The sequence below is a fragment of the Hoeflea sp. EC-HK425 genome (assembly GCF_902498795.1).
Lineage (GTDB): Bacteria > Pseudomonadota > Alphaproteobacteria > Rhizobiales > Rhizobiaceae > Hoeflea > Hoeflea alexandrii.
Map to the genome: position 1 here is coordinate 1,012,469 of NZ_LR701572.1, position 20,224 is coordinate 1,032,692.

At 61.7% G+C, this 20,224-nt stretch carries 19 protein-coding genes; 16 read left to right on the plus strand and 3 right to left on the minus strand.

Going from position 1 to position 20,224, the window contains the following annotated elements; translation table 11 throughout:
• The first annotated feature begins 20 nt into the window (after positions 1-20).
• From phnD to phnN, 6 genes are all read left to right on the plus strand, one after another.
• Positions 21-923: a phosphonate ABC transporter substrate-binding protein gene (gene phnD, locus SPHINGO391_RS07550; RefSeq protein WP_152011474.1), complete on the plus strand. Its 903-nt coding sequence runs from the start codon at positions 21-23 to the stop codon at positions 921-923.
• A 66-nt stretch (positions 924-989) separates the two neighbouring features.
• Positions 990-1,862: a phosphonate ABC transporter, permease protein PhnE gene (gene phnE / locus SPHINGO391_RS07555; RefSeq protein ID WP_152008251.1), complete on the plus strand. Its 873-nt coding sequence runs from the start codon at positions 990-992 to the stop codon at positions 1,860-1,862.
• 1 nt (position 1,863) lies between these two features.
• On the plus strand, positions 1,864-3,213 hold the full coding sequence (phnE, locus tag SPHINGO391_RS07560; protein ID WP_152008252.1) for a phosphonate ABC transporter, permease protein PhnE: 1,350 nt from the start codon (positions 1,864-1,866) through the stop codon (positions 3,211-3,213).
• Positions 3,210-3,917: a DUF1045 domain-containing protein gene (locus tag SPHINGO391_RS07565; protein WP_152008253.1), complete on the plus strand. Its 708-nt coding sequence runs from the start codon at positions 3,210-3,212 to the stop codon at positions 3,915-3,917. Before phnE (SPHINGO391_RS07560) ends, SPHINGO391_RS07565 begins: the two co-directional genes overlap by 4 nt.
• Complete coding sequence (locus SPHINGO391_RS07570) at positions 3,918-5,057, plus strand: alpha-D-ribose 1-methylphosphonate 5-triphosphate diphosphatase (RefSeq protein ID WP_152008254.1); 1,140 nt, start codon at positions 3,918-3,920, stop codon at positions 5,055-5,057.
• Positions 5,057-5,647, plus strand: coding sequence for a phosphonate metabolism protein/1,5-bisphosphokinase (PRPP-forming) PhnN (gene phnN, locus SPHINGO391_RS07575; RefSeq protein ID WP_152008255.1), 591 nt, complete (start codon positions 5,057-5,059; stop codon positions 5,645-5,647). Before SPHINGO391_RS07570 ends, phnN begins: the two co-directional genes overlap by 1 nt.
• 26 nt (positions 5,648-5,673) lie before the next feature.
• Here phnN and SPHINGO391_RS07580 read toward each other — a convergent pair whose 3' ends face one another.
• Positions 5,674-5,928, minus strand: coding sequence for a hypothetical protein (locus SPHINGO391_RS07580; RefSeq protein ID WP_152008256.1), 255 nt, complete (start codon positions 5,926-5,928; stop codon positions 5,674-5,676).
• A 351-nt stretch (positions 5,929-6,279) separates the two neighbouring features.
• Here SPHINGO391_RS07580 and SPHINGO391_RS07585 point away from each other — a divergent pair, with 351 nt between their 5' ends.
• The 3 genes from SPHINGO391_RS07585 (at position 6,280) to SPHINGO391_RS07595 (ending at position 9,981) form a co-directional block, all read left to right on the plus strand.
• Positions 6,280-8,196: a methyl-accepting chemotaxis protein gene (locus tag SPHINGO391_RS07585; protein ID WP_152008257.1), complete on the plus strand. Its 1,917-nt coding sequence runs from the start codon at positions 6,280-6,282 to the stop codon at positions 8,194-8,196.
• A gap of 69 nt (positions 8,197-8,265) precedes the next feature.
• On the plus strand, positions 8,266-8,853 hold the full coding sequence (locus SPHINGO391_RS07590) for a hypothetical protein (protein WP_152008258.1): 588 nt from the start codon (positions 8,266-8,268) through the stop codon (positions 8,851-8,853).
• A gap of 303 nt (positions 8,854-9,156) precedes the next feature.
• Positions 9,157-9,981 (plus strand): metallophosphoesterase, encoded by an 825-nt coding sequence (locus tag SPHINGO391_RS07595; protein WP_193217224.1) that lies wholly within the window; start codon positions 9,157-9,159, stop codon positions 9,979-9,981.
• Between the two features lie 36 nt (positions 9,982-10,017).
• Here SPHINGO391_RS07595 and SPHINGO391_RS07600 read toward each other — a convergent pair whose 3' ends face one another.
• Positions 10,018-10,422, minus strand: a complete 405-nt coding sequence (locus SPHINGO391_RS07600) for a rhodanese-like domain-containing protein (protein ID WP_152008260.1) — start codon at positions 10,420-10,422, stop codon at positions 10,018-10,020.
• A gap of 137 nt (positions 10,423-10,559) precedes the next feature.
• On the opposite strand from SPHINGO391_RS07600, the gene SPHINGO391_RS07605 reads away from it, so the two are divergent.
• Together SPHINGO391_RS07605 and SPHINGO391_RS07610 are read left to right on the plus strand one after the other, a co-directional pair.
• Positions 10,560-11,831, plus strand: coding sequence for an FAD-binding oxidoreductase (locus SPHINGO391_RS07605; RefSeq protein WP_152008261.1), 1,272 nt, complete (start codon positions 10,560-10,562; stop codon positions 11,829-11,831).
• A 112-nt stretch (positions 11,832-11,943) separates the two neighbouring features.
• Positions 11,944-13,596: an FAD-binding dehydrogenase gene (locus SPHINGO391_RS07610; protein ID WP_152008262.1), complete on the plus strand. Its 1,653-nt coding sequence runs from the start codon at positions 11,944-11,946 to the stop codon at positions 13,594-13,596.
• 35 nt (positions 13,597-13,631) lie between these two features.
• Here the strand turns inward: SPHINGO391_RS07610 and SPHINGO391_RS07615 are convergent, their stop codons facing one another.
• Positions 13,632-14,579: a LysR substrate-binding domain-containing protein gene (locus SPHINGO391_RS07615; protein WP_152008263.1), complete on the minus strand. Its 948-nt coding sequence runs from the start codon at positions 14,577-14,579 to the stop codon at positions 13,632-13,634.
• Between the two features lie 98 nt (positions 14,580-14,677).
• Here SPHINGO391_RS07615 and SPHINGO391_RS07620 point away from each other — a divergent pair, with 98 nt between their 5' ends.
• The 5 genes from SPHINGO391_RS07620 to fba are packed head-to-tail and all read left to right on the plus strand — an operon-like array spanning position 14,678 to position 20,197.
• Positions 14,678-15,727 carry a class 1 fructose-bisphosphatase gene (locus SPHINGO391_RS07620; RefSeq protein ID WP_152008264.1) on the plus strand — a complete coding sequence of 350 codons (1,050 nt, stop codon included), beginning with the start codon at positions 14,678-14,680 and terminating at the stop codon, positions 15,725-15,727.
• A gap of 6 nt (positions 15,728-15,733) precedes the next feature.
• On the plus strand, positions 15,734-16,603 hold the full coding sequence (locus tag SPHINGO391_RS07625) for a phosphoribulokinase (protein ID WP_152008265.1): 870 nt from the start codon (positions 15,734-15,736) through the stop codon (positions 16,601-16,603).
• 10 nt (positions 16,604-16,613) lie between these two features.
• Complete coding sequence (gene tkt, locus SPHINGO391_RS07630; RefSeq protein ID WP_152008266.1) at positions 16,614-18,629, plus strand: transketolase; 2,016 nt, start codon at positions 16,614-16,616, stop codon at positions 18,627-18,629.
• Complete coding sequence (pgk, locus tag SPHINGO391_RS07635; protein WP_152008267.1) at positions 18,626-19,105, plus strand: phosphoglycerate kinase; 480 nt, start codon at positions 18,626-18,628, stop codon at positions 19,103-19,105. Before tkt ends, pgk begins: the two co-directional genes overlap by 4 nt.
• A gap of 12 nt (positions 19,106-19,117) precedes the next feature.
• Positions 19,118-20,197, plus strand: coding sequence for a class II fructose-bisphosphate aldolase (fba, locus tag SPHINGO391_RS07640; protein ID WP_152008268.1), 1,080 nt, complete (start codon positions 19,118-19,120; stop codon positions 20,195-20,197).
• The last annotated feature ends 27 nt before the right edge of the window (positions 20,198-20,224 follow it).

Below are 20,224 nucleotides of genomic sequence, written 5' to 3' on the forward strand. Positions count from 1 at the left end.
TGTACGGAGACTAGATTATGATGAAGACCATCCTCGTGGCCGCCACGGCAGCCCTCTTGTCCACCAGCGCTTTCGCGCAGGACGCGATCACCGAATTCCGCATCGGCATCCTCGGCGGCGAAAACGCCCAGGACCGTCTGACCTCGAACGAATGCCTGCGTGCCTATGCCGAGGAAGCCCTTGGCGTTCCGGTCAAGCTGTTCACGCCGGCCGATTATGATGGCGTGATCCAGGGCATGCTCGGTGGTTCGATCGATATGGCGTGGCTCGGAGCTTCCTCTTATGCCAAGGCCTTCCTGACCGATCCTGAAGCCGTAGAGCCGGTTCTGGTCAAGACCAACCTCGACGGCTCGTTCAGCTATCACTCGATCGGCTTTGCCCGCAAGGACCGTAACATCACCTCGCTGGATGATATGAAGGGCAAGGCTTTCGGTTTTGGTGATCCCAACTCGACCTCGGGCTACCTGATCCCATCGATCGAAATTCCCCAGGCAACCGGTGCCTCCATGGAGAGCGGCGACTATTTCGGTGAAGTCAAGTTCACTGGCGGTCACGAGCAGACCATTGTTGCGGTTGCAAACGGCGAAATCGACGCCGGCGTGACTTGGGCCGATGGCCAGGGCAACTGGGAAGACGGCTACAATTCGGGTGCACTGCGCAAGGCAGTCGACTCCGGTCTCGTCGACATGAATGACATCGTGGAAATCTGGAAGTCGAAGCCGATCCCTGAAGGTCCGGTCACTCTGCGCAAGGCGCTGCCGCAGGATGTCAAGGACAAGATGATCGAACTCGTCGGCTCGATGCACGAGAAGGACGCACAGTGCGCCTACAACATCGCTGCTGGCGAAACCGCCGGTTTCAAGCCAATCACCCATGACGCTTACGAGACCATCGTTGCCGTCCGCAAGGCGCAGAGCAACTAAGGTTTCCAAAACTATCGCGGGGGGCCGTCCGGCTCCCCGCTTTCTATTCAGGAAGGGCGTCCGCCGATGAGCGATATGACCACACATCATGGCGGCAGCGCCGCCTCGATGGCCATCCGCGAAAATTATCTGGCGATGGCCCGCCAAAAACAGATGTATGGCGGTATCCTGCTGATCGTCTTCATCGCAATGATGGTGTCAGGCTTTCAGCTTGCGGATGCGCGCAATGCCGGCGGTTTCTGGACCGGCTTTACCCAGGTGTTTGACTTTCCCTCGGAGGTTCTGGCCGAGGGGATCGAGAAGGCGGCGTTGCTGCCTGCGTTGTTTCTGGAATTCCTTCCGTCGCTCATCGAAACCCTGAACATCGCTGCCGTATCCACATTGATCGGAGCCGCCTTTGCCATCGTTCTGGCGCTGCTCTCAACCAGGGGGCTGGCGCGCTGGCCGCGACTGATCCCGCTGTTCCGGCGGTCGATGGACGGCATGCGCGCGATCCCGGAAATCGTCATTGCGCTGGTGCTGATCTTCATCCTTGGCGGCGGACCTGTCCCGGCGATGATCGCGATTGCCTTTCACACCGCCGGTGCGCTCGGCAAGCTTTTTTCCGAGGTCTCGGAGAACGCCGATCTCAAGCCGGTCGAGGGCTTGTCGTCGGTAGGGGCGAGCTGGATCCAGAAAATGTGGCTCGGGGTCATCCCGCAGGTCGCGCCGAACTGGCTGTCCTACGGATTGCTGCGTTTCGAAATCAACATTCGCGCTTCCGCCATTCTCGGTTTCGTCGGCTCGGGCGGCATCGGTCACGATCTCAGGATCGCCATGCAGTGGGGGCAGGGGCGCTACGACGAAGTGGTGGCGATCTTCATCCTGCTTTTCGTGACAATCGTGTTCTTCGACCAGTTGTCGAGCCACTACCGCAACCGTCTGGTCAAAGGACACTGACATGACCATTCTCGATACGGCGACGCTCACACCGGACGACTTGCGCCAGCATGTGCTCAAGGGGTTCAGCCGCAAGCAAATGATTGGCTTCGGCGCTCCCGCGCTGATCCTGGCCTACCTGGTTTACGTGTTCTTCGCGTTTGACATTGCCGGCATCGCTTCGCGTGCAAGGCTCGACAATGCGGCGATCCTGGTTTCGGACTTCTGGTCCCACAAGACCCATGTGACGCGCGACAACCGCGTCAACGAAGTGACGGTCGCCATCGAGGGCGAGAACAAGGGCACCTATCCCGAAGGCATGCTGCCTGACTGGGTGACCATGCAGGACGGCGTGACGCGGATCGACCTCGACCGGGGCCATGAAGTGATCTTTGATGCTGATGGCGCGCGCTACACCGTTCCCGGCTACGGCGTGATCGACATTTCGCCCCAGGCAGGCAAGCTGCAACTTGTCCTGCCGGAGGGCGGAATCCCCGACTGGATCAATGCATCGGACACCCGCGTGTCGGTGACCACCGAACAGGGACGCTTCAGCTACACCCGCAACCGCACCGAAGTGTTCAAGTACCAGGCCGGGTGGGAGCTGTTCTTCTTCACGCTGGACAGCCCGTTTTACGGAAAGTCATTCGTCGAGCTGGTCAAGCTTGCAACGATTGGCGAACGGATCACGCCGGATCGCTCGAATCTCTCAGCGATGCTGCATGACTTCTGGACCAATGCGATGTGGCGGCATGGCGATGTGGCGTGGGCTTTGTTCGAGACCGTACTGATGGCTTTCCTCGGCACCATGGGTGCGGCCATGATTGCCCTGCCGCTGGCGTTTTTCGCAGCCACGAACTTTTCGCCGTCGCGTCCGATCCTGTTCACGCTGCGGCGGGTCTTCGATTTCCTGCGTGGCGTCGATGGCCTGATCTGGACCATCATCCTGTCGCGTGCCTTTGGGCCGGGGCCGATGACAGGCGCGCTGGCCATTTTGCTGACCGACACCGGCACCTTCGGCAAGACCTTCTCCGAGGCCTTGGAAAACATCGACAACAAGCAGGTGGAAGGCGTCCAGTCGACGGGTGCGTCGCGCATTCAGCAGGCCCGTTTCGGCGTCATCCCGCAAGTCACGCCTGTGTTTTTGAGCCAGGTTCTGTATTATTTCGAATCGAACACCCGCTCCGCCACAATCATCGGCGCCATCGTTGGCGGCGGCATCGGGTTGTTGCTTACCCAGGCCATCGCCACCCAGAAGGATTGGGAAGAGGTGAGCTACTACATTATCCTGATCGTGCTGATGGTGATGGCGATGGACACGTTGTCGGGCTGGCTCAGAAGCCGCCTGATTGGACGAACGGGGCACGCATGAGATACGCGATCTACTTTGCACCGGAGGCCGCTTCGTCGTTTGAAGCGCTGGCTGCCACTTGGCTGGGCCGCGATGCGGCGACGGGAAAGCCCGTCGAGCATCCCGACCTCGAAGGGCTCGGCGCAACCGAGCTGGCCGAGATCACCGGCCCCGCCCGCCGCTATGGCTTTCACGCAACGCTGAAGGCCCCGTTCCGCCTGGCGGAAGGTGCCAGCGAAGCGGACCTGACCGACGCCATGGAAATCTTCGCTGAGCAGACCAGCACGTTCGAGATTCCGGCGCTGAAGGTCGGCCGGCTGGAAGGCTTCCTGGCGCTTGTGCCGGCTGGTCCGGCGCCTGCGCTCAATGCACTCGCCAATTCCGTCGTCGAAGCGTTCGAACCATTGCGTGCACCGCTGACCGACAGGGAGATCGAGCGCCGCAATCCCGTTTCGCTCTCGTCAGAGGAACTGAGAAACCTGATGCGGTGGGGGTATCCTTACGTTTTTGATCGCTTCCGCTTTCACATGACCCTGACCACGCGGCTTGCGGGGCCGCAGATCACACGTGTCGAGGCCGCCGCCAGTGCCCATTTCGCGCCGGTTCTGGCCGGTCCGGTCGCCGTGCGCGAACTTGCCCTGTTTGTCGAGCCGGAACCCGGCGCGCCATTCGTAATCAGACGCCGGACGTCGCTCGCGCTCGGCCAGCACAGAAAGACTGCCTGAATGACCACCGAAACAGTTTTGACCAATGCACGGCTTGTTCTCGAGGACCGGATCGTTGCCGGCAGCCTGGTGTTCAGGGATGGCGTGATTGCCGAGATCGCCGAAGGCAATTCGGCAAGCGGTGTGGACATGGAAGGGGACTACATTCTTCCCGGTCTGGTGGAGTTGCACACCGATCATCTCGAGGCGCATTATTCGCCACGTCCAGGCGTGCGCTGGAACGCGATTTCGGCGATTCAGTCGCATGATGCACAGATCGCTTCCTCCGGCATCACCACGGTGTTTGACTGCCTGCGGCTCGGCTCGGATGAGGATGACGGATTCCGGATGGGCGAGATGCGGGCGATTGCCGATGCCATCGCCAAGGCGAGATCGGAAAACCGGCTGCGGGCCGATCATCTCATTCACCTGCGCTGCGAGGTTTCCGCGTCGGACGTGCTCGACCATTTTGCCGACTTCCAGACCGATACCCAGGTGCGGCTGGCGTCTTTGATGGACCATGCGCCGGGTCAGCGGCAGTTCCAGACGATGGAGCAGTACACGCTCTACTACAAGACCAAGCGTGGTTTGTCCGACGAGGCGTTTGCCCATTTTGTAAACCGGCGGCAGGAGGCTTCGGCGCAGTATTCCGAGGCGCATCGCAGGGCGATCGCGAGCGCCTGCGCCGAGCGAGGCATCACGATTGCGAGCCACGATGATGCGACGCTCGATCATGTTGACGAAGCCGTGGGTTTTGGTGTCAGGCTGGCCGAATTCCCGACCAGCATCGAGGCCGCGAAGGCTTCCCACAAGGCCGGCATGAGTGTTCTGATGGGAGCGCCAAACGTGGTGCGCGGTGGATCGCATTCCGGCAACATCGCCGCCACCGATCTCGCACGCTCCGGCGTTCTCGACGTGCTTTCGTCGGACTATGTTCCGTTCAGCCTCATCCACGCGCCGTTCGTGCTGGCCGACGAGATCGATGATCTCGATTTGCCGACAGCGATCCGGCTGGTGACCGCAACGCCTGCCAGGACAGTCGGTCTCGATGACCGTGGCAGTCTCCAGACCGGCAAACGCGCGGACCTGGTCAGGGTGCACCGTGAGAGCGGGGTTCCGGTGGTGCGTTCGGTCTGGCGTCAGGGCGAGCGGGTGGCGTGATGCAGGCATCCCGGAAACTGACGAGCACGGTGCCGGGACCTCTGATCGTGGTGCTCGGGCCGAGCGGCTCGGGCAAGGACACGCTGATGTCCTATGCACGCAACGAGCTTGCCGCGCGCGACGACGTATTGTTCGTAAGGCGTACCATCACGCGACCGGCGGATGCGGGCAGTGAAGACCATCTGCCGATGACAGATGTCGAGTTCGACGCGGCGATCGACCGTGGCGACTTTTCCCTGACCTGGGCAGCAAACGGTTTGCGCTACGGGCTGCCGCGCACGATCGAAGCTCATCTGGGCCAGGGCAAGCCGGCCGTTGTCAACGGATCGAGAGGGGCATGGGGTGTTATCCGGCAGGTGTTCCCGACTGCCGTGGCAGTTGAGATCCGGGTGGATAGATCCATTCTGGCACAGCGGCTGCAATCGCGAGGCAGGGAGAGCGCTCAGGAGATTGAAGCCAGGCTGGTCCGTGCTGCCGCGCTGGAAACGGGCTTCGAGGCTGATGTCGTCATCGACAATTCCGGGACGCTGGAGCGCGCCGGTCTGGCTCTGGTTGGCTACCTGACGCAAAGGGCGGATGTTCAGTCCTGAACATGGATCAACGGGGCCTGGCGCGCTCAGTCGTCATCCTCGTCACTGTCGGGTCCGCCATCCAGGCGGTGCTTGATCGCCAGCGCATAAATAACATTGAGTACATTGCGGTCCTGGACCTGGGGGTCGCTCAGGGCAAGAAGGGCGGCACGGACAAGACGCTTGCTCGTTGCCTTGGGACACTGCTCAAAAACATAGTCATGCAGTTCGACATCGCTGAGCCCCTGATAGGCCCCCTCGATCAATGCATCGTAGATTTTGCGGATCTTCTTTTTCGGCATCGGCTTCTCTTGCGGTTTAGACGTTCAAGCATCCTCTCCTGAGCTGTACCGACAGCCTTTGTCACAAACAACCGCGCTTCATTTCGCCGAGCAGGGCTCGCCTGCTGTGATGTTGTCATCAAATTCTCAAGCAAGGTACAGACCAAAGGGCGCAGGTCCTGCAAAAGAGACAAATTGACCGAAAACGACACATTTTAGCAAGTTATGACCCCCTAACAATTAAGGGTAATTAAACCACTCTCGAACAGATTAGAGATCTTGAATGCTAGGCCATTCGGCGGACATGAGGTCTGTCGGCCCGCAATGATTGCACAACCGGCAACTGGCTACTGTAATTGTTGAGGGGGTTTCATGGGGTTCAATCCGACAAAGGGCCTGGCTGGAAAAGCCAAGGGGTCAGCGCGAAGCATCACGCAGAAAATTGCAATCACCGTGATTCTGATCAATCTGCTTGGCCTTGTCGTCATCAGCTTTGCGATCTCGCAGATGTCTGGTGCGAGCCAGATGGCGACTGCAGAACGCAACTGGCTCAAGGACACCGCCCAGATCGGTGCCCAGGCCGCCGGCGGGGTGAAGTGGGGCAAGACCGAAGCGATCCGCTCGGCCTATGAAATTTTCCAGGATGATCCGAAGCTTGCGCTGATCGGGTTCGCCGCCTTCAACCAGGCCGGAGACCAGGTCGATGTCTGGTCGCGCTCCGAAACGCCTGATCCGGCCCTTGCGCAGGCGCTGAATGTCAATCCGGGTGAAATGAAGGAAGCGAGTATCGAGGAGGCGTCCTCCTGGGTCGTGGTTTCTGCACCGTTGCCAGCGGGCAAGGACGGCGTGTCGCTGGGGCAGGTCAAGACTGTCTGGTCGACAGCCGATATTGCAATATCGTCGCGCGATTTTGCGCTCAAGGCGATGGCTTCCCAGATCGCCGTGCTGATCATTGCTGTTGCGATCCTGCTGTTTGCCATGCGCAAGTTTGTCGGCAGGCCGTTGGCCGATGTCAATCGACGCATAGGCGAGCTGCAAGCCGGTGACATAACAACGCCTGTTCCGCACGCTGAAAAAGGCGACGAGATCGGTGTCGTGGCGCGCGCCCTGACGGAATTCTGCAACGCCGCGCGGATGAAGCTCGAAGCCGATGCCGAGATGGTCCGGCAACGCGAGCAGCTTGATGCGGAGCGGCAGGCCAACATGAGTGAGACCGAGCGGTCGTCACAGGCCCAGCGCAAGGTGGTCGAAGAGCTCGGCACCGCACTGGAGAAGCTGGCTTCGGGAGACCTTACGGCCCGGGTTCCAGACCTTGGTGGCGAGTTCGCCGCGCTGCAGGACAATTTCAACAAGGCGTTGTCGGCGCTGGAGGCAACTGTCGGCACCATCGACAGCGCCCAGCACGCCGTCAAGCAGGCTTCCGACAGCCTGGGCGGCTCGACAGACGAACTGGCGCGCCGGACCGAACAGCAGGCCGCTGCGCTCGAGCAGACCGCTGCGGCGCTCGACGAGATCACCGCAACCGTCAAGGCCTCGTCCGAACAGGCGACCGAAGCCGGCGATCTTGTCGGCTCGACCCGCGATGCAGCGACATCGTCTTCGCAGATCGTCCGTTCGGCGATCACGGCGATGGGCGGGATCGAGGAGTCTTCCTCGAAAATCGCGCAGATCCTCAAGGTGATCGATGACATTGCCTTCCAGACCAACCTGCTGGCGCTCAATGCCGGTGTCGAGGCGGCGCGAGCCGGAGAGGCAGGCAAGGGATTTGCCGTTGTCGCGCAGGAGGTGCGTGACCTGGCCGGGCGTTCGGCCAATGCGGCCAAGGAGATCAAGGACCTGATCGAGGAGAGCGGCGCCCAGGTGAGCAATGGTGTCGACCTGGTCAACAAGACCGGAAAATCCATGGAGCAGATCGAGGAGCAGATCACTGCGGTCGCCCAGAAGATCGATGCCATTTCCCGGGCTTCGCGCGAACAGGCGACCGGGCTGTCCCAGGTCAATATGGCCATCAACGAGATGGATACCATGACCCAGAAGAACGCGGCCATGGTCCAGGACAGCAACGCATCGTCCCAGAATCTTGCGGGTGAATGCGAACGCCTGGCCGATGTTGTGAGGTCTTTCAAGTTGACCGGAACGGCGGCCCAGGCACGAACCGCCGGGACGCCAAGACCCGCTCCGGCGGCTGCGGCCAAAGCGGCTGCAGCACGACCGTCCGCCCAGCCCCAGTACCAGACCCAGGGCAATGCCGCGCTCGCTCAGAGCACGGAGACATGGGAAGAGTTTTAAGCCCGCGTACCCAAGCCAACAGCGATCAGAGGTGATCGCAAACCACTTCAAAACGAGGAGAAGAACCCAATGAAAACCAAGCTTTTTGCATCTGCCATGCTCGCGGCCGCCACGATCGCGTTTGCACCGGTGACCGTACAGGCCGAAGACGCACATGTGGCACCGGTCAAGGAATTCATCAGCCAGAACGTCGAAGCCTGGCTGACCGACCCGGTCGTGGTTGGCGCGATCAAGGAGCAGAACGCCAAGACCAGTGGCCTGGATGAGGCGGCAATCGACAAGCTGGACAAGGAGTGGCGCGCACAGGCGACGGCTTCGGACAAGCCTTTCGTCAACGAGGTGCTTGCACGCGAACTGTCGAAGTTCCTGATGGAAAAGAAGGATGGCAGCCAGGGCATGATCACCGAAATGTTCGTGATGGATGCCAAGGGCCTCAATGTCGGCCAGAGCGATGTCACTTCCGATTACTGGCAGGGTGACGAAGCCAAGTGGCAGAAGACCTATGGCGCCGGCCCCGGCGTGGTCTTTGTCGATGGCGTCGAGGAAGACGAATCTACCCAGGCGCTGCAGTCGCAGGCCAGCGTGACCATTTCCGATCCGGAAACCGGTGAGCCGATCGGTGCGATCACCGTCGGGATCAACCTCGACATGCTGTAAGGAGCCGCCCGAGCCGGTGTGCCATCCCCGCGGGGCTGGCACGATGGCCGGGAGTGACTGAATACCAGTCCGACGCCGCGCTTTTCCGTCTTTTACGGGACAGGCGCGGCGTTTTGCGTTTAACGAAGTCAAGGCCGTGGTGGTTTGACCGCAGCGCCAGGGCAGCTTTGAAAGCCAAATACCGGGATGAGCATGGAGAGGACTTGCGCAGCGTTTTGCCTCGTGGTCGATGGTGCCAAGGCGTCCGTCATAGCGCCGCAACACATTGCCGCTAGTCCTTGCGCCGCCGCAAAGGAGACTTTCATGAAGCTGGTGCATATTTCCGATATCCATATCAACGGCGAGCCCATCCTTGGTCATGATTCAATTGCGAATTTCAAGAAATGCCTGGCCTATGTCGAGGCGCATGACCATGATGCCGACCGGGTGGTGATCACAGGCGATCTGACCCATTACGGGCTTGAGGAGAGCTACCGTGAGCTCCAGGTCATCCTCGAAGCCAGTTCACTCAAGGGCAAGCTCGCGCCCCGGCTGATGATCGGCAATCATGACAATCGCGAGATGTTTGCCTCAATGTTTGCGGAAACCAACCGGGACGCGGCGGGCTTTGTCCAGTGGACGGAGGAAACACCTGCCGGATTGTTTGTCTACATGGACACGGTTGATCAGGGAAAGCACAGCGGGCGCTATTGCCAGCAGCGGATGGATTGGCTCAGGACCGTGCTCGACGGAGCAAGGGCCAAAGGCCAGCGGGCTTACCTGTTCATGCACCACAATCCGGTGCGGGTGCACGTGGCCAATGCCGATATCATCGGGATCATCGACGAGCGGGCGCTCCAGGCGCTGCTCGCGGAGTACAAAGACACCGTCGCCCATCTGTTCTTCGGTCACTGCCACTATACTCTCAGCGGCGCAGTCTGCGGCATTCCCTATTCGGCTCCGCGCTCGACCAATCACACCTGCTGGCCTGAGTTCTCAGGCGAGATCAACCGGATGGGGTACGGTGACCTGGCGCCGAACTACAATGTCTGTTTCCTCAACGAGAACAGCACGGTGGTGCATTCGATCGACTTTCTCGAGGCTGACAGGGTCAAGTGGCGGATCGATACCGATTTTAACCAGCACTGATATCTGCTGACGGGGCAGTCGCCGCGGTTTGTGACGTCACGGCTTGTGCTCGGGTGGAAATTCGACGGGGCCCCCCTGGGCTTCCCAGGTCGAGAAACCTTCCTTGATGTGGGCGGCGTCGAAGCCCATGTCATTGAGCGTTGCCGTTGTCAGCGCCGAGCGCCAGCCCGAGGCGCAATGGAAGACGAATTTCTTGTCCTGTCCGAAGACCTCCTTGTAGTAGGGGCTTTGCGGATCCACCCAGAACTCGACCATGCCGCGCGGGCAGTGGAAGCTGCCGGGAATGAAGCCCGAGCGCTGGCGTTCGCGAACATCGCGCAGATCGACGATGACGACCTCGGGGTCACTGACCATGGCGATGGCGTCCTCGGTTTCAATCTCTTCGATGCGGGCGCGCGCGGCCGCGACGAGATCGGCTACCGGGGTTATGGTCTTGGCCATGAGGATACCTGTTCAAACGTGAATTGGGTTCGTGCGCATGATTGACGCAACCGGGCGCTTGGTTCAACAGTCCTGAAGTCGGGGAGGCAGATTATGTCGCCGCCAACAGACGCAAGTAGAATGAAGGAAGCCAGGTGATGACAGGTTCGTCGGCAGTGTCCTTGTGGGACGAGACCTCCGAGGAGGGCTTTCAGGCGTTGCCGATGACGGCTGATATCAAGACCGAAGTGGCGATCGTTGGCGGAGGCTATACCGGTCTTTCTACGGCGCTGCATGCGGCGGAAAAGGGCCTTGACGCCTGCGTGCTGGAAGCCCGGCAGATCGGTTTTGGCGGGTCCGGACGCAATGTCGGGCTGGTCAATGCCGGGCTGTGGCTGCCGCCGCAGGACGTGCGGGCGAAGCTTGGCGGCGAGCGCGGTGCGCGCCTGGTGGATATCCTGGGCGAGGGTCCCGACTGCGTGATGTCGCTGATCGAACGGCACCAGATCCGCTGTGAACTGACTCGGTCCGGCACCATTCATGCGGCTCATTCCCAAAGCGGTTTCAAGGATCTGGCGCGGCGCGCCGGGGAGTGGTCCAGACTGGGCGCGCCGGTGCGGCTGCTGTCGAGAGAAGAAACTGCCGCGAAGATCGGTTCCGGCGCGTTTCATGGCGGCCTGCTGGACGCCCGTGCCGGAACGATCAACCCGATGGGCTATGTGCGTGGCCTGGCCCGTGCCGCCCACGCCGCCGGCGCGCGCATTCACACGGGCGCAGCGGTGACAAAACTGGTCAAGCAGCCGGATGGCTGGCTGCTCGAAACCGGGGCGGGCGTGGTCCGGGCGAAATCGGTGGTGCTGGCGACCAACGCCTATTCCGACGATCTCTGGCCGGGACTGAAACAGAGCTTCGTGCCGATCCACTATTTCCAGGTGGCGACCGTTCCACTGGGCGCCCGGGTTCAGGGCATTCTACCCGAGCGGCAGGGGATCTGGGACACCGGGCAGATCATGTTCTCGCTCCGGCGCGATGCGGCGGACAGGCTGATCATCGGCTCGATGGGCGCTGTAATCGGCGGCGAGAAAGGGCTTTCGGAGCGCTGGGCGGCGCGCAAGCTCAAGCGGCTTTTTCCCGGTCTGGGACCGGTGGAATTCGAGAAAAGCTGGCACGGGCAGATCGCCATGACGGGTGACCACCTGCCGCGCATTCACCGGCTGGACGAGGGGCTCTACACGCCGATCGGCTACAATGGTCGGGGGATTGCGCCGGGAACGGTGTTCGGCAAGGCCATGGCCGAGCTGATTGCCGGCGGCAGCGAGGCGGACCTGCCGATGCCGGTGACCGGGGTGAAGCCCGAGACGATGAGGGGCCTGAAAGCCGGCTTCTACCAGGCTGCGTTCTCGGCGAACCAGCTTATCAAGAGCTTCTAGCGATTGCTGCGGTGGTTGCCGCTTGGATCAGATGGTTTACTGATATGAGCAGCCTTGCCTGAGCCAAAGAGATCGGGACAGGGTGCACGGACATGGATCGGGACGAGAGCAAATGGACAGTTGTGATGTGATCGTGGTTGGCGGCGGGCTTGCCGGGCTTGTGGCGGCGGCAGAGCTCGCTGATCGGGGCAAACGGGTCATCCTTCTCGATCAGGAGCCTGAGAACTTTCTCGGCGGGCAGGCCTTCTGGTCGCTCGGCGGCCTGTTCCTGGTCGATACGCCCGAGCAGCGGCGGATGGGCATCAAGGACAGCCGTGAGCTGGCGCTTGGCGACTGGATGGGGTCTGCCCAGTTCGACCGCAAGGAAGACTACTGGCCGCGCAAATGGGCCGAGGCCTATGTCAATTTTGCTGCCGGCGAGATGCGGCCGTGGCTCTACGATATGGGCATGCGCTGGTTCCCGGTCGTGGGATGGGCCGAGCGGGGCGGTTCGTTTGCAAACGGCCATGGCAATTCGGTGCCGCGGTTTCACATCACTTGGGGCGTCGGGCCGGGTACGGTAGAGCCGTTCGAAAAGCGAGTGCGGACCCATGTGAAGACCGGCCTGATCGAACTGAGGTTCCGGCATCGCTGCTCGGCCATCATCACCGAGAACAATGCGGTCAAGGGTGTCTCGGGGGAAGTGCTTGTCGATGATATCAAGGAGCGCGGCCAGTCGACCAGCCGCGAAATCCGCGGTGAGTTCGAATTGCGGGCGCCGAGCGTGCTGGTGACATCGGGCGGCATCGGCGGAAACTTCGATCTGGTGCGCAAGGTCTGGCCGCGTGACCGGCTGGGCGAGCCGCCGCGCGAGATGATCGCCGGGGTGCCGGCCCATGTCGACGGGCGCATGATCGCGATCACCGAAGCCGCCGGCGGCCGGGTGATCAATGTCGACCGGATGTGGCACTACACCGAAGGCGTGAAGAACTGGAACCCGATCTGGCCCAACCATGGAATCCGCATCCTGCCGGGTCCGTCGTCGATGTGGCTCGATGCCGAAGGTAACCGGCTGAAGCCGCCCTGCATGCCGGGTTTCGACACCCTGTCGACACTGAGGGAGATCCTGTCGACGGGATACGACTATTCCTGGTTCATCATGACTCAGAAGATCCTCAAGAAGGAGGTGGCGCTGTCGGGGTCGGAGCAGAACCCGGATTTCGCGTCGAAAAGCTGGCTCAAGGTGATCCGGCAGCGGATCCTCAACAAGCAGGCCGTACCGGCGGTCGAAGCTTTCAAGCGGCATGGCGAGGATTTCATCGTTGCCAACACGTTGGAGGAGCTGGTCGAGGGGATGAACCGGAAAGGCGGCGGCCTCGTCGATCTGGAGAAGATCCGGGCGCAGATCGTGGCGCGGGACAGTCAGGTGGCCAACCCGTTCACCAAGGACGCGCAGCTGATGGCAGTGCATGCGGCGCGCAACTATCGCGGCGACAGGCTGATGCGGACAGCGAAGCCGCACCGGTTCCTGGATCCTGAAAACGGACCGCTGATTGCTATCAAGCTGCACATCATCACCCGCAAGACGCTTGGCGGTTTTGAGACCGACCTCAATGGCCAGGTGCTCAATCATCAGGGCCAGCGGATCGAAGGCCTGTTCGCCGCCGGTGAGGTCAGCGGTTTTGGCGGTGGCGGCTATCACGGCTACAACGCGCTTGAGGGCAGCTTCCTTGGCGGCTGCATCTTCTCGGGCCGCCAGGCGGGGCGAAGTGAGGCGATTGCTTGAGTGTATGCCGAACTCAGGCTTGAGCTGCGGGACGCTCAGGTCTGTACGGGCAGCATTGCCTGATAGGGCTTGCTCATCACCGGCAGCAGGCTGGGGCCGCGGACTCTGAGGAAATCGTCCAGCGCCTGCAGCGCCGGAGTGGCGGACCGGTTGGCGTGCCGGATCGCGAACCATTGCCGGCGGATCGGGGTTTCCACCACATCGAGGATGGCGATGCGGCCGGCCTGGCATTCCTGTTCGATGGTGTGGCCGGAGATGAAGGCAATGCCCAGACCGGCAATCACCGCCTGCTTGATGGTCTCGTTTGAATCCATTTCCGTCGGCACCGTGCGCATGCCCTCGATCGTGTCGGCCATGAAGAATTCGAATGACGAGCGTGTGCCGGAGCCTCTCTCCCTGACGATGAACTTCTGCTCCGCCAGTTCCTCCCTGCTGATGTCGAGTTTGCCGACCAGCGGGTGATCCGGACTGGCGATGAAGACCAGCGGATGGTCGCCGAACAGGGTCGCGTTGACCCCGAACGATGTCGGCGGGCGGCCCATCAGGGCGATATCGATATCGTGATCGTGCAGCTTCTGAATGATCTCGGAACGGTTGGCCGCGACCAGCGTCATCGATATGCCGGGATGCAGCGCCGTGAAGGCGGCGATGACGCGCGGCGCGAAATACTTGCCGGTGGAGACGACGCCCAGCCGGATTGTCCCCGCGGCAACGCCCTTGTGAGCCTGGACGGTTTCGCCGAGCGAGGTCACCTCGTTGACAATGCGGCGAGCGGTTTGAATGGCGATCTCGCCGATTTCTGTCGGTTGCGCGCCGGACTTGGAACGCAGGAACAACTGGCAGCCAAGCTCCTGTTCCAGCTGCTGCAATTGCAGCGTCACCGCCGGAGAGGTCAGCCCGAGCGACTTCGCCGCGGCGGAAATCTTGCCGTGCCTTTGTATGGCGAGCAGCGTGTGCATCTGGCGGATGGAGATATTGAGCATCGAATATGTGTAAGATAAACTTATATAAACGGTCAATAAGTTAAAATTTACAAATATGCGGAAGTGCCTATTCATTGTGGCTCGGGAGGAGAACCGCAATGTCAGGGCAATCGTTACTCGCATTCTTGCGTTCAGGGTCATTCACCCAGAAGCCGCACAGTGAAGCCGTCTCGGCAACCATTGGCGCATTGGCCAAGGCCGCTCTCGAGGTCCGCAAGCTGACAACGCAAGGCGCGCTCAATGCAGGCTTCGCGGCCTCGCGCGGCAGCTCGAATACCGATGGCGATATCCAGAAGGATCTTGATGTCGTGGCCGACGGGATCTTTCTTCAGGCGATCCGGGAGGTGCCGGTCGCGCTTTACGGTTCGGAGGAAAATACCGGGGCGATCCTGATTGATCCCGCCAAGCCGCTGGCGCTGGCGATCGATCCGCTCGATGGCTCTTCCAACATCGAGACCAATGTCTCGATCGGCACGATATTCTCGATTCTGCCGGTCACCGGTGATCCGAAATCCAACTCCGAGCAGGCGTTCCTGCAACCCGGCACGGCGCAACTGGCCGCGGGTTTCTTCATCTATGGGCCGCAACTAGCGCTGGTCCTGACGGTAGGCACCGGCACGCGGATTTTCATTCATTCAAGCAAATATGGGGATTTCATCGAGGCCTATGACTGCGTGTCTATCCCGAACAATGCGTCGGAATTCGCGATCAACGTCTCGAATTACCGGCATTGGGAAGAGCCGATCCGGCTCTATGTCGACGATTGTTTCGCCGGCAGCGAGGGGCCGCGGGAGAAAGACTTCAACATGCGCTGGATCGCGTCGCTGGTGGCCGATTGCTACCGCATTCTCATCCGTGGCGGCGTGTTTCTCTATCCGGCCGACAAGCGCAAGGGCTACGGCTCGGGCCGCATCCGGCTGGTCTACGAGGCCAACCCGATCGCCTTTCTGGTCGAGCAGGCCGACGGTGCAGCGACCGATTCCGTCCACCGCATCCTCGATATCCAGCCCACCAGCCTGCACCAGCGCATTCCGCTGATCTTCGGTTCGAAATCTAAGGTCGAGCGCATCGCCCGCTATCACGTCGATCCGGAGATGATCAGCGAGCGCTCGCCTCTGTTCGGTAACCGCGGTCTTTTCAGGGTTTGATCCATCATGTCAGCTAAATTTCCCATCATATCCATTACGGGCTCGTCCGGCGCGGGCACCACGACGGTCGAGCAGACCTTCAAGAAGATCTTTGCCCGTGAGAAGGTCACTGCGTCCTTTATCGAGGGCGACGCATTCCACCGCTTCGACCGCCAGGCGATGAAGGACAAGGTCGCAGCGGAAAAGGCACAAGGCCGTGACTTCACCCATTTCAACGCCGAAGCCAATGAGCTGAAAATCCTCGAGAGCGTATTCGAGGAGTATGGAAGGCGCGGCAAGGGCCGCACCCGGCACTACATCCACGACGACGAGGAGGCCGAGCGCTATGGCGCGGCGCCGGGCACCTTCACCGAATGGGAGGAATTCGGCGACAGCGACGTGCTGTTTTACGAGGGCCTGCATGGCTGCGTCGTCACCGACGAGGTCAACCTGGCGCAGCATTGCGATCTGAAGATCGGCGTGGTGCCGGTGATCAATCTCGAATGGATCCAGAAGATCCATCGCGACAAGGCGGCGCGCGGCTACTCCACGGAGGCTGTCACCGACACCATCCTCAGGCGGATGCCGGATTACGTGCATTACATCTGCCCGCAGTTTTCGCTGACCGACATCAATTTCCAGCGGGTGCCGATCGTCGACACCTCGAACCCGTTCATCGCACGCTGGATTCCGACGCCGGCTGAATCGATCCTGGTGATCCGCTTCGCCAATCCGCGCGGCATCGATTTTCCCTACCTGCTGTCGATGATCCAGAACAGCTACATGTCGCGCGCCAATTCCATCGTCGTGCCGGGCGACAAGCTCGATCTCGCCATGCAGCTCATCTTCACGCCGCTGATCCACAAGCTGGTCGAGCGCAAGCGCCGCATGTCCTGAGGAGGCCGTCATGAACATTTCCCAAGCCATCGCAGCTTCCGACAGCACCAGCGAACGCGACATGGCGAACGCCATCCGCTTCCTTGCCATGGACGCAGTCCAGGCGGCCAATTCCGGCCATCCCGGCATGCCGATGGGCATGGCCGATGTCGCCACGGTGCTGTTCAACCGCTTCATCAGCATCGACCCGTCGATGCCGGACTGGGCCGACCGCGACCGGTTCGTTCTGTCGGCCGGGCACGGTTCGATGCTGATCTATGCCATCAATCATCTCATCGGCTATTCCGACATGCCGATGGAGCAACTGAAAGCCTTCCGGCAATGGGGATCAAAAACCCCCGGTCATCCGGAATATGGCCACACCCTTGGAGTTGAGACCACCACCGGGCCGCTGGGGCAGGGGATCACGACAGCCGTCGGCATGGCGCTCGGCGAGGAAATGATGGCGGCGCGGTTCGGCCGCAAGCTCGTCAACCATTTCACCTATGTGATCGCCGGCGACGGCTGCCTGCAAGAGGGTATCAGCCATGAGGCGATCGATCTTGCCGGCCACCTGAAGCTGAAAAAGCTGATCGTGCTGTGGGACGACAATGAGATCTCCATCGACGGAGCCACCTCCCTCTCGACGTCGATGAACCAGCCCATGCGGTTCAAGGCCGCGGGCTGGGATGTTCAGAAGGTCGATGGCCATGATGCGGACGCCGTCGCTGCCGCCATCGAGAATGCGCGCAAGAGCGCCAGGCCCTCCCTGATTGCCTGCCGAACCACGATCGGCAAGGGCGCGCCAACGATGCAAGGGTCGCACAAGACCCATGGCGCGCCGCTGGGCAAGGAGGAAATCGCCCGAGCCCGCGAGGCGCTCGGCTGGCCGCATGATTCGTTCACCGTTCCCGCCGGCATCAAATCCGCCTGGGAATCGGTGGCGAAACGCGGGCATGCCGCCCGCAGGCAATGGCAGGAGCGGCATGCAGCGGCGCGCAATGCGGCCGCGTTTGACCGCACGCTGTCGGGTGAGCTGCCGGAGAGCGTGTTCCGCAAACTCGCCGCCTTCCGCAAGGAGCATCTTGAGAAGGCCACCAAGGTCGCCACCCGCCAGGCCTCGCAGATGGCGCTCGAGGTGATCAATGGCGCCACCACGCTGACGATCGGCGGATCGGCGGACCTGACCGGTTCCAACCTGACCCAGACCTCGCAGACCGAGAGCATCCGGCCGAAACGGTTCAAGGGCCGGTACGTTCACTACGGTATCCGCGAACACGCCATGGCGGCGGTAATGAACGGGCTGGCGTTGCATGGCGGGTTCATTCCCTATGGCGGTACCTTCCTGGTGTTCTCCGATTATGCGCGCGGCGGCATGCGGCTGTCGGCATTGATGGAGCAGGGGGTGGTCTATGTGCTGACCCATGATTCCATCGGGCTCGGCGAGGACGGGCCGACGCATCAGCCGGTCGAGCATCTGGCGATGCTTCGGGCGACGCCCAACATGAATGTCTACCGGCCCGCCGATATCATCGAGACGGCGGAATGCTGGGAACTGGCGCTCAGGGACCGGTCGACGCCGAGCGTGTTGGCGCTGTCGCGCCAGGGATTGCCGATGCTGCGCGATACCGGGTCGGCCGAGAACCTGTCGGCGCGGGGCGGCTATGTGCTGCACCAGCCGAAAGGCAAGCGCGATGTCACGCTGCTTGCGACCGGATCGGAAGTCGAGATCGCCCGCAAGGCGGCCGAGCAGTTGCTCGACCTCAACGGGATCAGCGCCGCAGTCGTCTCGATGCCGTGCTGGGAAAAGTTTGCAGCGCAGGATCAGGGCTACCGCGACGAGGTGCTTGGAACCGCTCCGCGGATTGCGGTCGAAGCCGCGGCCCGGATGGGCTGGGACCGCTGGATCGGCCCGGAGGGCGCCTTTGTCGGCATGGACGGTTTCGGCGCATCCGCGCCCGCCGCGGAACTCTACGAGCATTTCGGCATCACCGCCGAACGGGTTGCCGGACTGGCGCTTGAACTGACAGGCAGGGCCGGGGCATGAGCGGCGTGACCGACCTTCAGGACCGGACGGTGCTGGTCCGCTGCGACCTGGGCAAGGGTCTTGATGCGGATTTCGCCGCCGGCCTGCGCAATCTCGCCGTTCGCGGCGCCCGGGTGGCGGTGATCGCCGGCTATGACGATCCCGGTGGGGATGTGAACCCGACCCTGTCGCTGCGCCATCTGGTTGAGCCGCTTGAGCAACTGACCGGACTTCCGGTGCATTTCGTCGGCGATTGCGTCGGTCCGGTTGCCGAATCCGGCCTTGCCGCAACGCCCGACGGCGCGATCGCTCTTCTCGAGAACCTGCGGTTTCATCCCGAAGCCCAGCGCCGCAGCCGGACCTTCGCCATCCGCCTGAGCGCACTCGGTGACTATTTCGCTGTGCCGGGCGGCATGCCCGAGAGTGCATCCGTCTGGATCAGGGAGCTTGCGAAACTGCTGCCCGAGCCGACACCGACCTTCGCCCCTTCAGCCTGACAGGAGATCCCAATGGCCCGTATCACCCTTCGTCAACTGCTCGATCACGCCGCCGACCAAGGCTACGGCGTGCCGGCTTTCAACATCAACAACATGGAGCAGGGGCTCGCCATCATGGAGGCGGCCAAGGCGTGCAATGCGCCGGTGATCATTCAGGCCTCGCGCGGCGCGCGTTCCTATGCCGGCGACATCATGCTGTCGAAAATGATCGACGCGCTGACCGAGATGTATCCGGATATCCCGATCTGCATGCACCAGGACCACGGCAACAACGAAGCCACCTGCATGAGCGCGATCCGCCACGGCTTCACCTCGGTGATGATGGACGGGTCGCTCGAAGCCGACATGAAGACGCCGGCGTCCTACGATTACAACGTGACGATCACCGAACGGGTGGCGCGGATGGCGCACTGGGTCGGAGCATCGGTGGAAGGCGAGCTGGGTGTTCTGGGATCGCTCGAGACCGGCGAGGCGGAGGCCGAGGACGGCTCGGGCGCCGAGGGAAAGCTCTCGCATGACCAGCTGCTGACCGATCCGGACCAGGCGCTCGATTTCGTGCTTCGCACCAGGGTAGACGCGCTGGCGATCGCCTGCGGCACCTCGCACGGCGCCTACAAGTTCTCGCGCAAGCCCGACGGCGACATCCTGGCGATGGGTGTGATCGAGGCGATCCACCGCAAGATCCCAAACACCCATCTGGTGATGCACGGTTCTTCCTCTGTGCCGCAGGAGCTGCAGGACATCATCAACGAGTTTGGCGGCGAGATGCCGCAGACTTTCGGCGTTCCGGTCGAGGAGATCGTCCGGGGCATCCGGCACGGCGTGCGCAAGGTCAATATCGACACCGATTGCCGCATGGCGATGACCGGGCAGTTCCGCAAGATCGCCACTTCCAAGGCCAGCGAATTCGATCCGCGCAAGTTCCTCAAACCGGCGATGGACGCCATGCGTGATCTGTGCCGCGACCGCTTCGAGGCCTTCGGAACCGCCGGACAGGCATCGAAAATCCGGGTGATCGCGATGGACGACATGGCGGCACGCTATGCCAGCGGCACGCTCGATCCGCAAGCCACCACAGCCAAGGCTGCCTGAGAAACCGATTCAAGCTCCTGACGGAGA

Excerpts from the sequence above, each read along its gene's own strand:
- SPHINGO391_RS07595 (WP_193217224.1), top strand. The coding sequence starts at position 9,157 with ATGAAGCTGGTGCATATTTCCGATATCCATATCAACGGCGAGCCCATC.
- fba (WP_152008268.1), top strand. The coding sequence starts at position 19,118 with ATGGCCCGTATCACCCTTCGTCAACTGCTCGATCACGCCGCCGACCAA.
- SPHINGO391_RS07590 (WP_152008258.1), top strand. The coding sequence starts at position 8,266 with ATGAAAACCAAGCTTTTTGCATCTGCCATGCTCGCGGCCGCCACGATC.
- phnN (WP_152008255.1), top strand. The coding sequence starts at position 5,057 with ATGCAGGCATCCCGGAAACTGACGAGCACGGTGCCGGGACCTCTGATC.
- SPHINGO391_RS07565 (WP_152008253.1), top strand. The coding sequence starts at position 3,210 with ATGAGATACGCGATCTACTTTGCACCGGAGGCCGCTTCGTCGTTTGAA.
- SPHINGO391_RS07600 (WP_152008260.1), bottom strand. The coding sequence starts at position 10,422 with ATGGCCAAGACCATAACCCCGGTAGCCGATCTCGTCGCGGCCGCGCGC.
- SPHINGO391_RS07610 (WP_152008262.1), top strand. The coding sequence starts at position 11,944 with ATGGACAGTTGTGATGTGATCGTGGTTGGCGGCGGGCTTGCCGGGCTT.
- SPHINGO391_RS07605 (WP_152008261.1), top strand. The coding sequence starts at position 10,560 with ATGACAGGTTCGTCGGCAGTGTCCTTGTGGGACGAGACCTCCGAGGAG.
- tkt (WP_152008266.1), top strand. The coding sequence starts at position 16,614 with ATGAACATTTCCCAAGCCATCGCAGCTTCCGACAGCACCAGCGAACGC.
- phnD (WP_152011474.1), top strand. The coding sequence starts at position 21 with ATGAAGACCATCCTCGTGGCCGCCACGGCAGCCCTCTTGTCCACCAGC.
- SPHINGO391_RS07625 (WP_152008265.1), top strand. The coding sequence starts at position 15,734 with ATGTCAGCTAAATTTCCCATCATATCCATTACGGGCTCGTCCGGCGCG.
- SPHINGO391_RS07620 (WP_152008264.1), top strand. The coding sequence starts at position 14,678 with ATGTCAGGGCAATCGTTACTCGCATTCTTGCGTTCAGGGTCATTCACC.
- pgk (WP_152008267.1), top strand. The coding sequence starts at position 18,626 with ATGAGCGGCGTGACCGACCTTCAGGACCGGACGGTGCTGGTCCGCTGC.
- phnE (WP_152008252.1), top strand. The coding sequence starts at position 1,864 with ATGACCATTCTCGATACGGCGACGCTCACACCGGACGACTTGCGCCAG.
- phnE (WP_152008251.1), top strand. The coding sequence starts at position 990 with ATGAGCGATATGACCACACATCATGGCGGCAGCGCCGCCTCGATGGCC.
- SPHINGO391_RS07585 (WP_152008257.1), top strand. The coding sequence starts at position 6,280 with ATGGGGTTCAATCCGACAAAGGGCCTGGCTGGAAAAGCCAAGGGGTCA.
- SPHINGO391_RS07615 (WP_152008263.1), bottom strand. The coding sequence starts at position 14,579 with ATGCTCAATATCTCCATCCGCCAGATGCACACGCTGCTCGCCATACAA.
- SPHINGO391_RS07580 (WP_152008256.1), bottom strand. The coding sequence starts at position 5,928 with ATGCCGAAAAAGAAGATCCGCAAAATCTACGATGCATTGATCGAGGGG.
- SPHINGO391_RS07570 (WP_152008254.1), top strand. The coding sequence starts at position 3,918 with ATGACCACCGAAACAGTTTTGACCAATGCACGGCTTGTTCTCGAGGAC.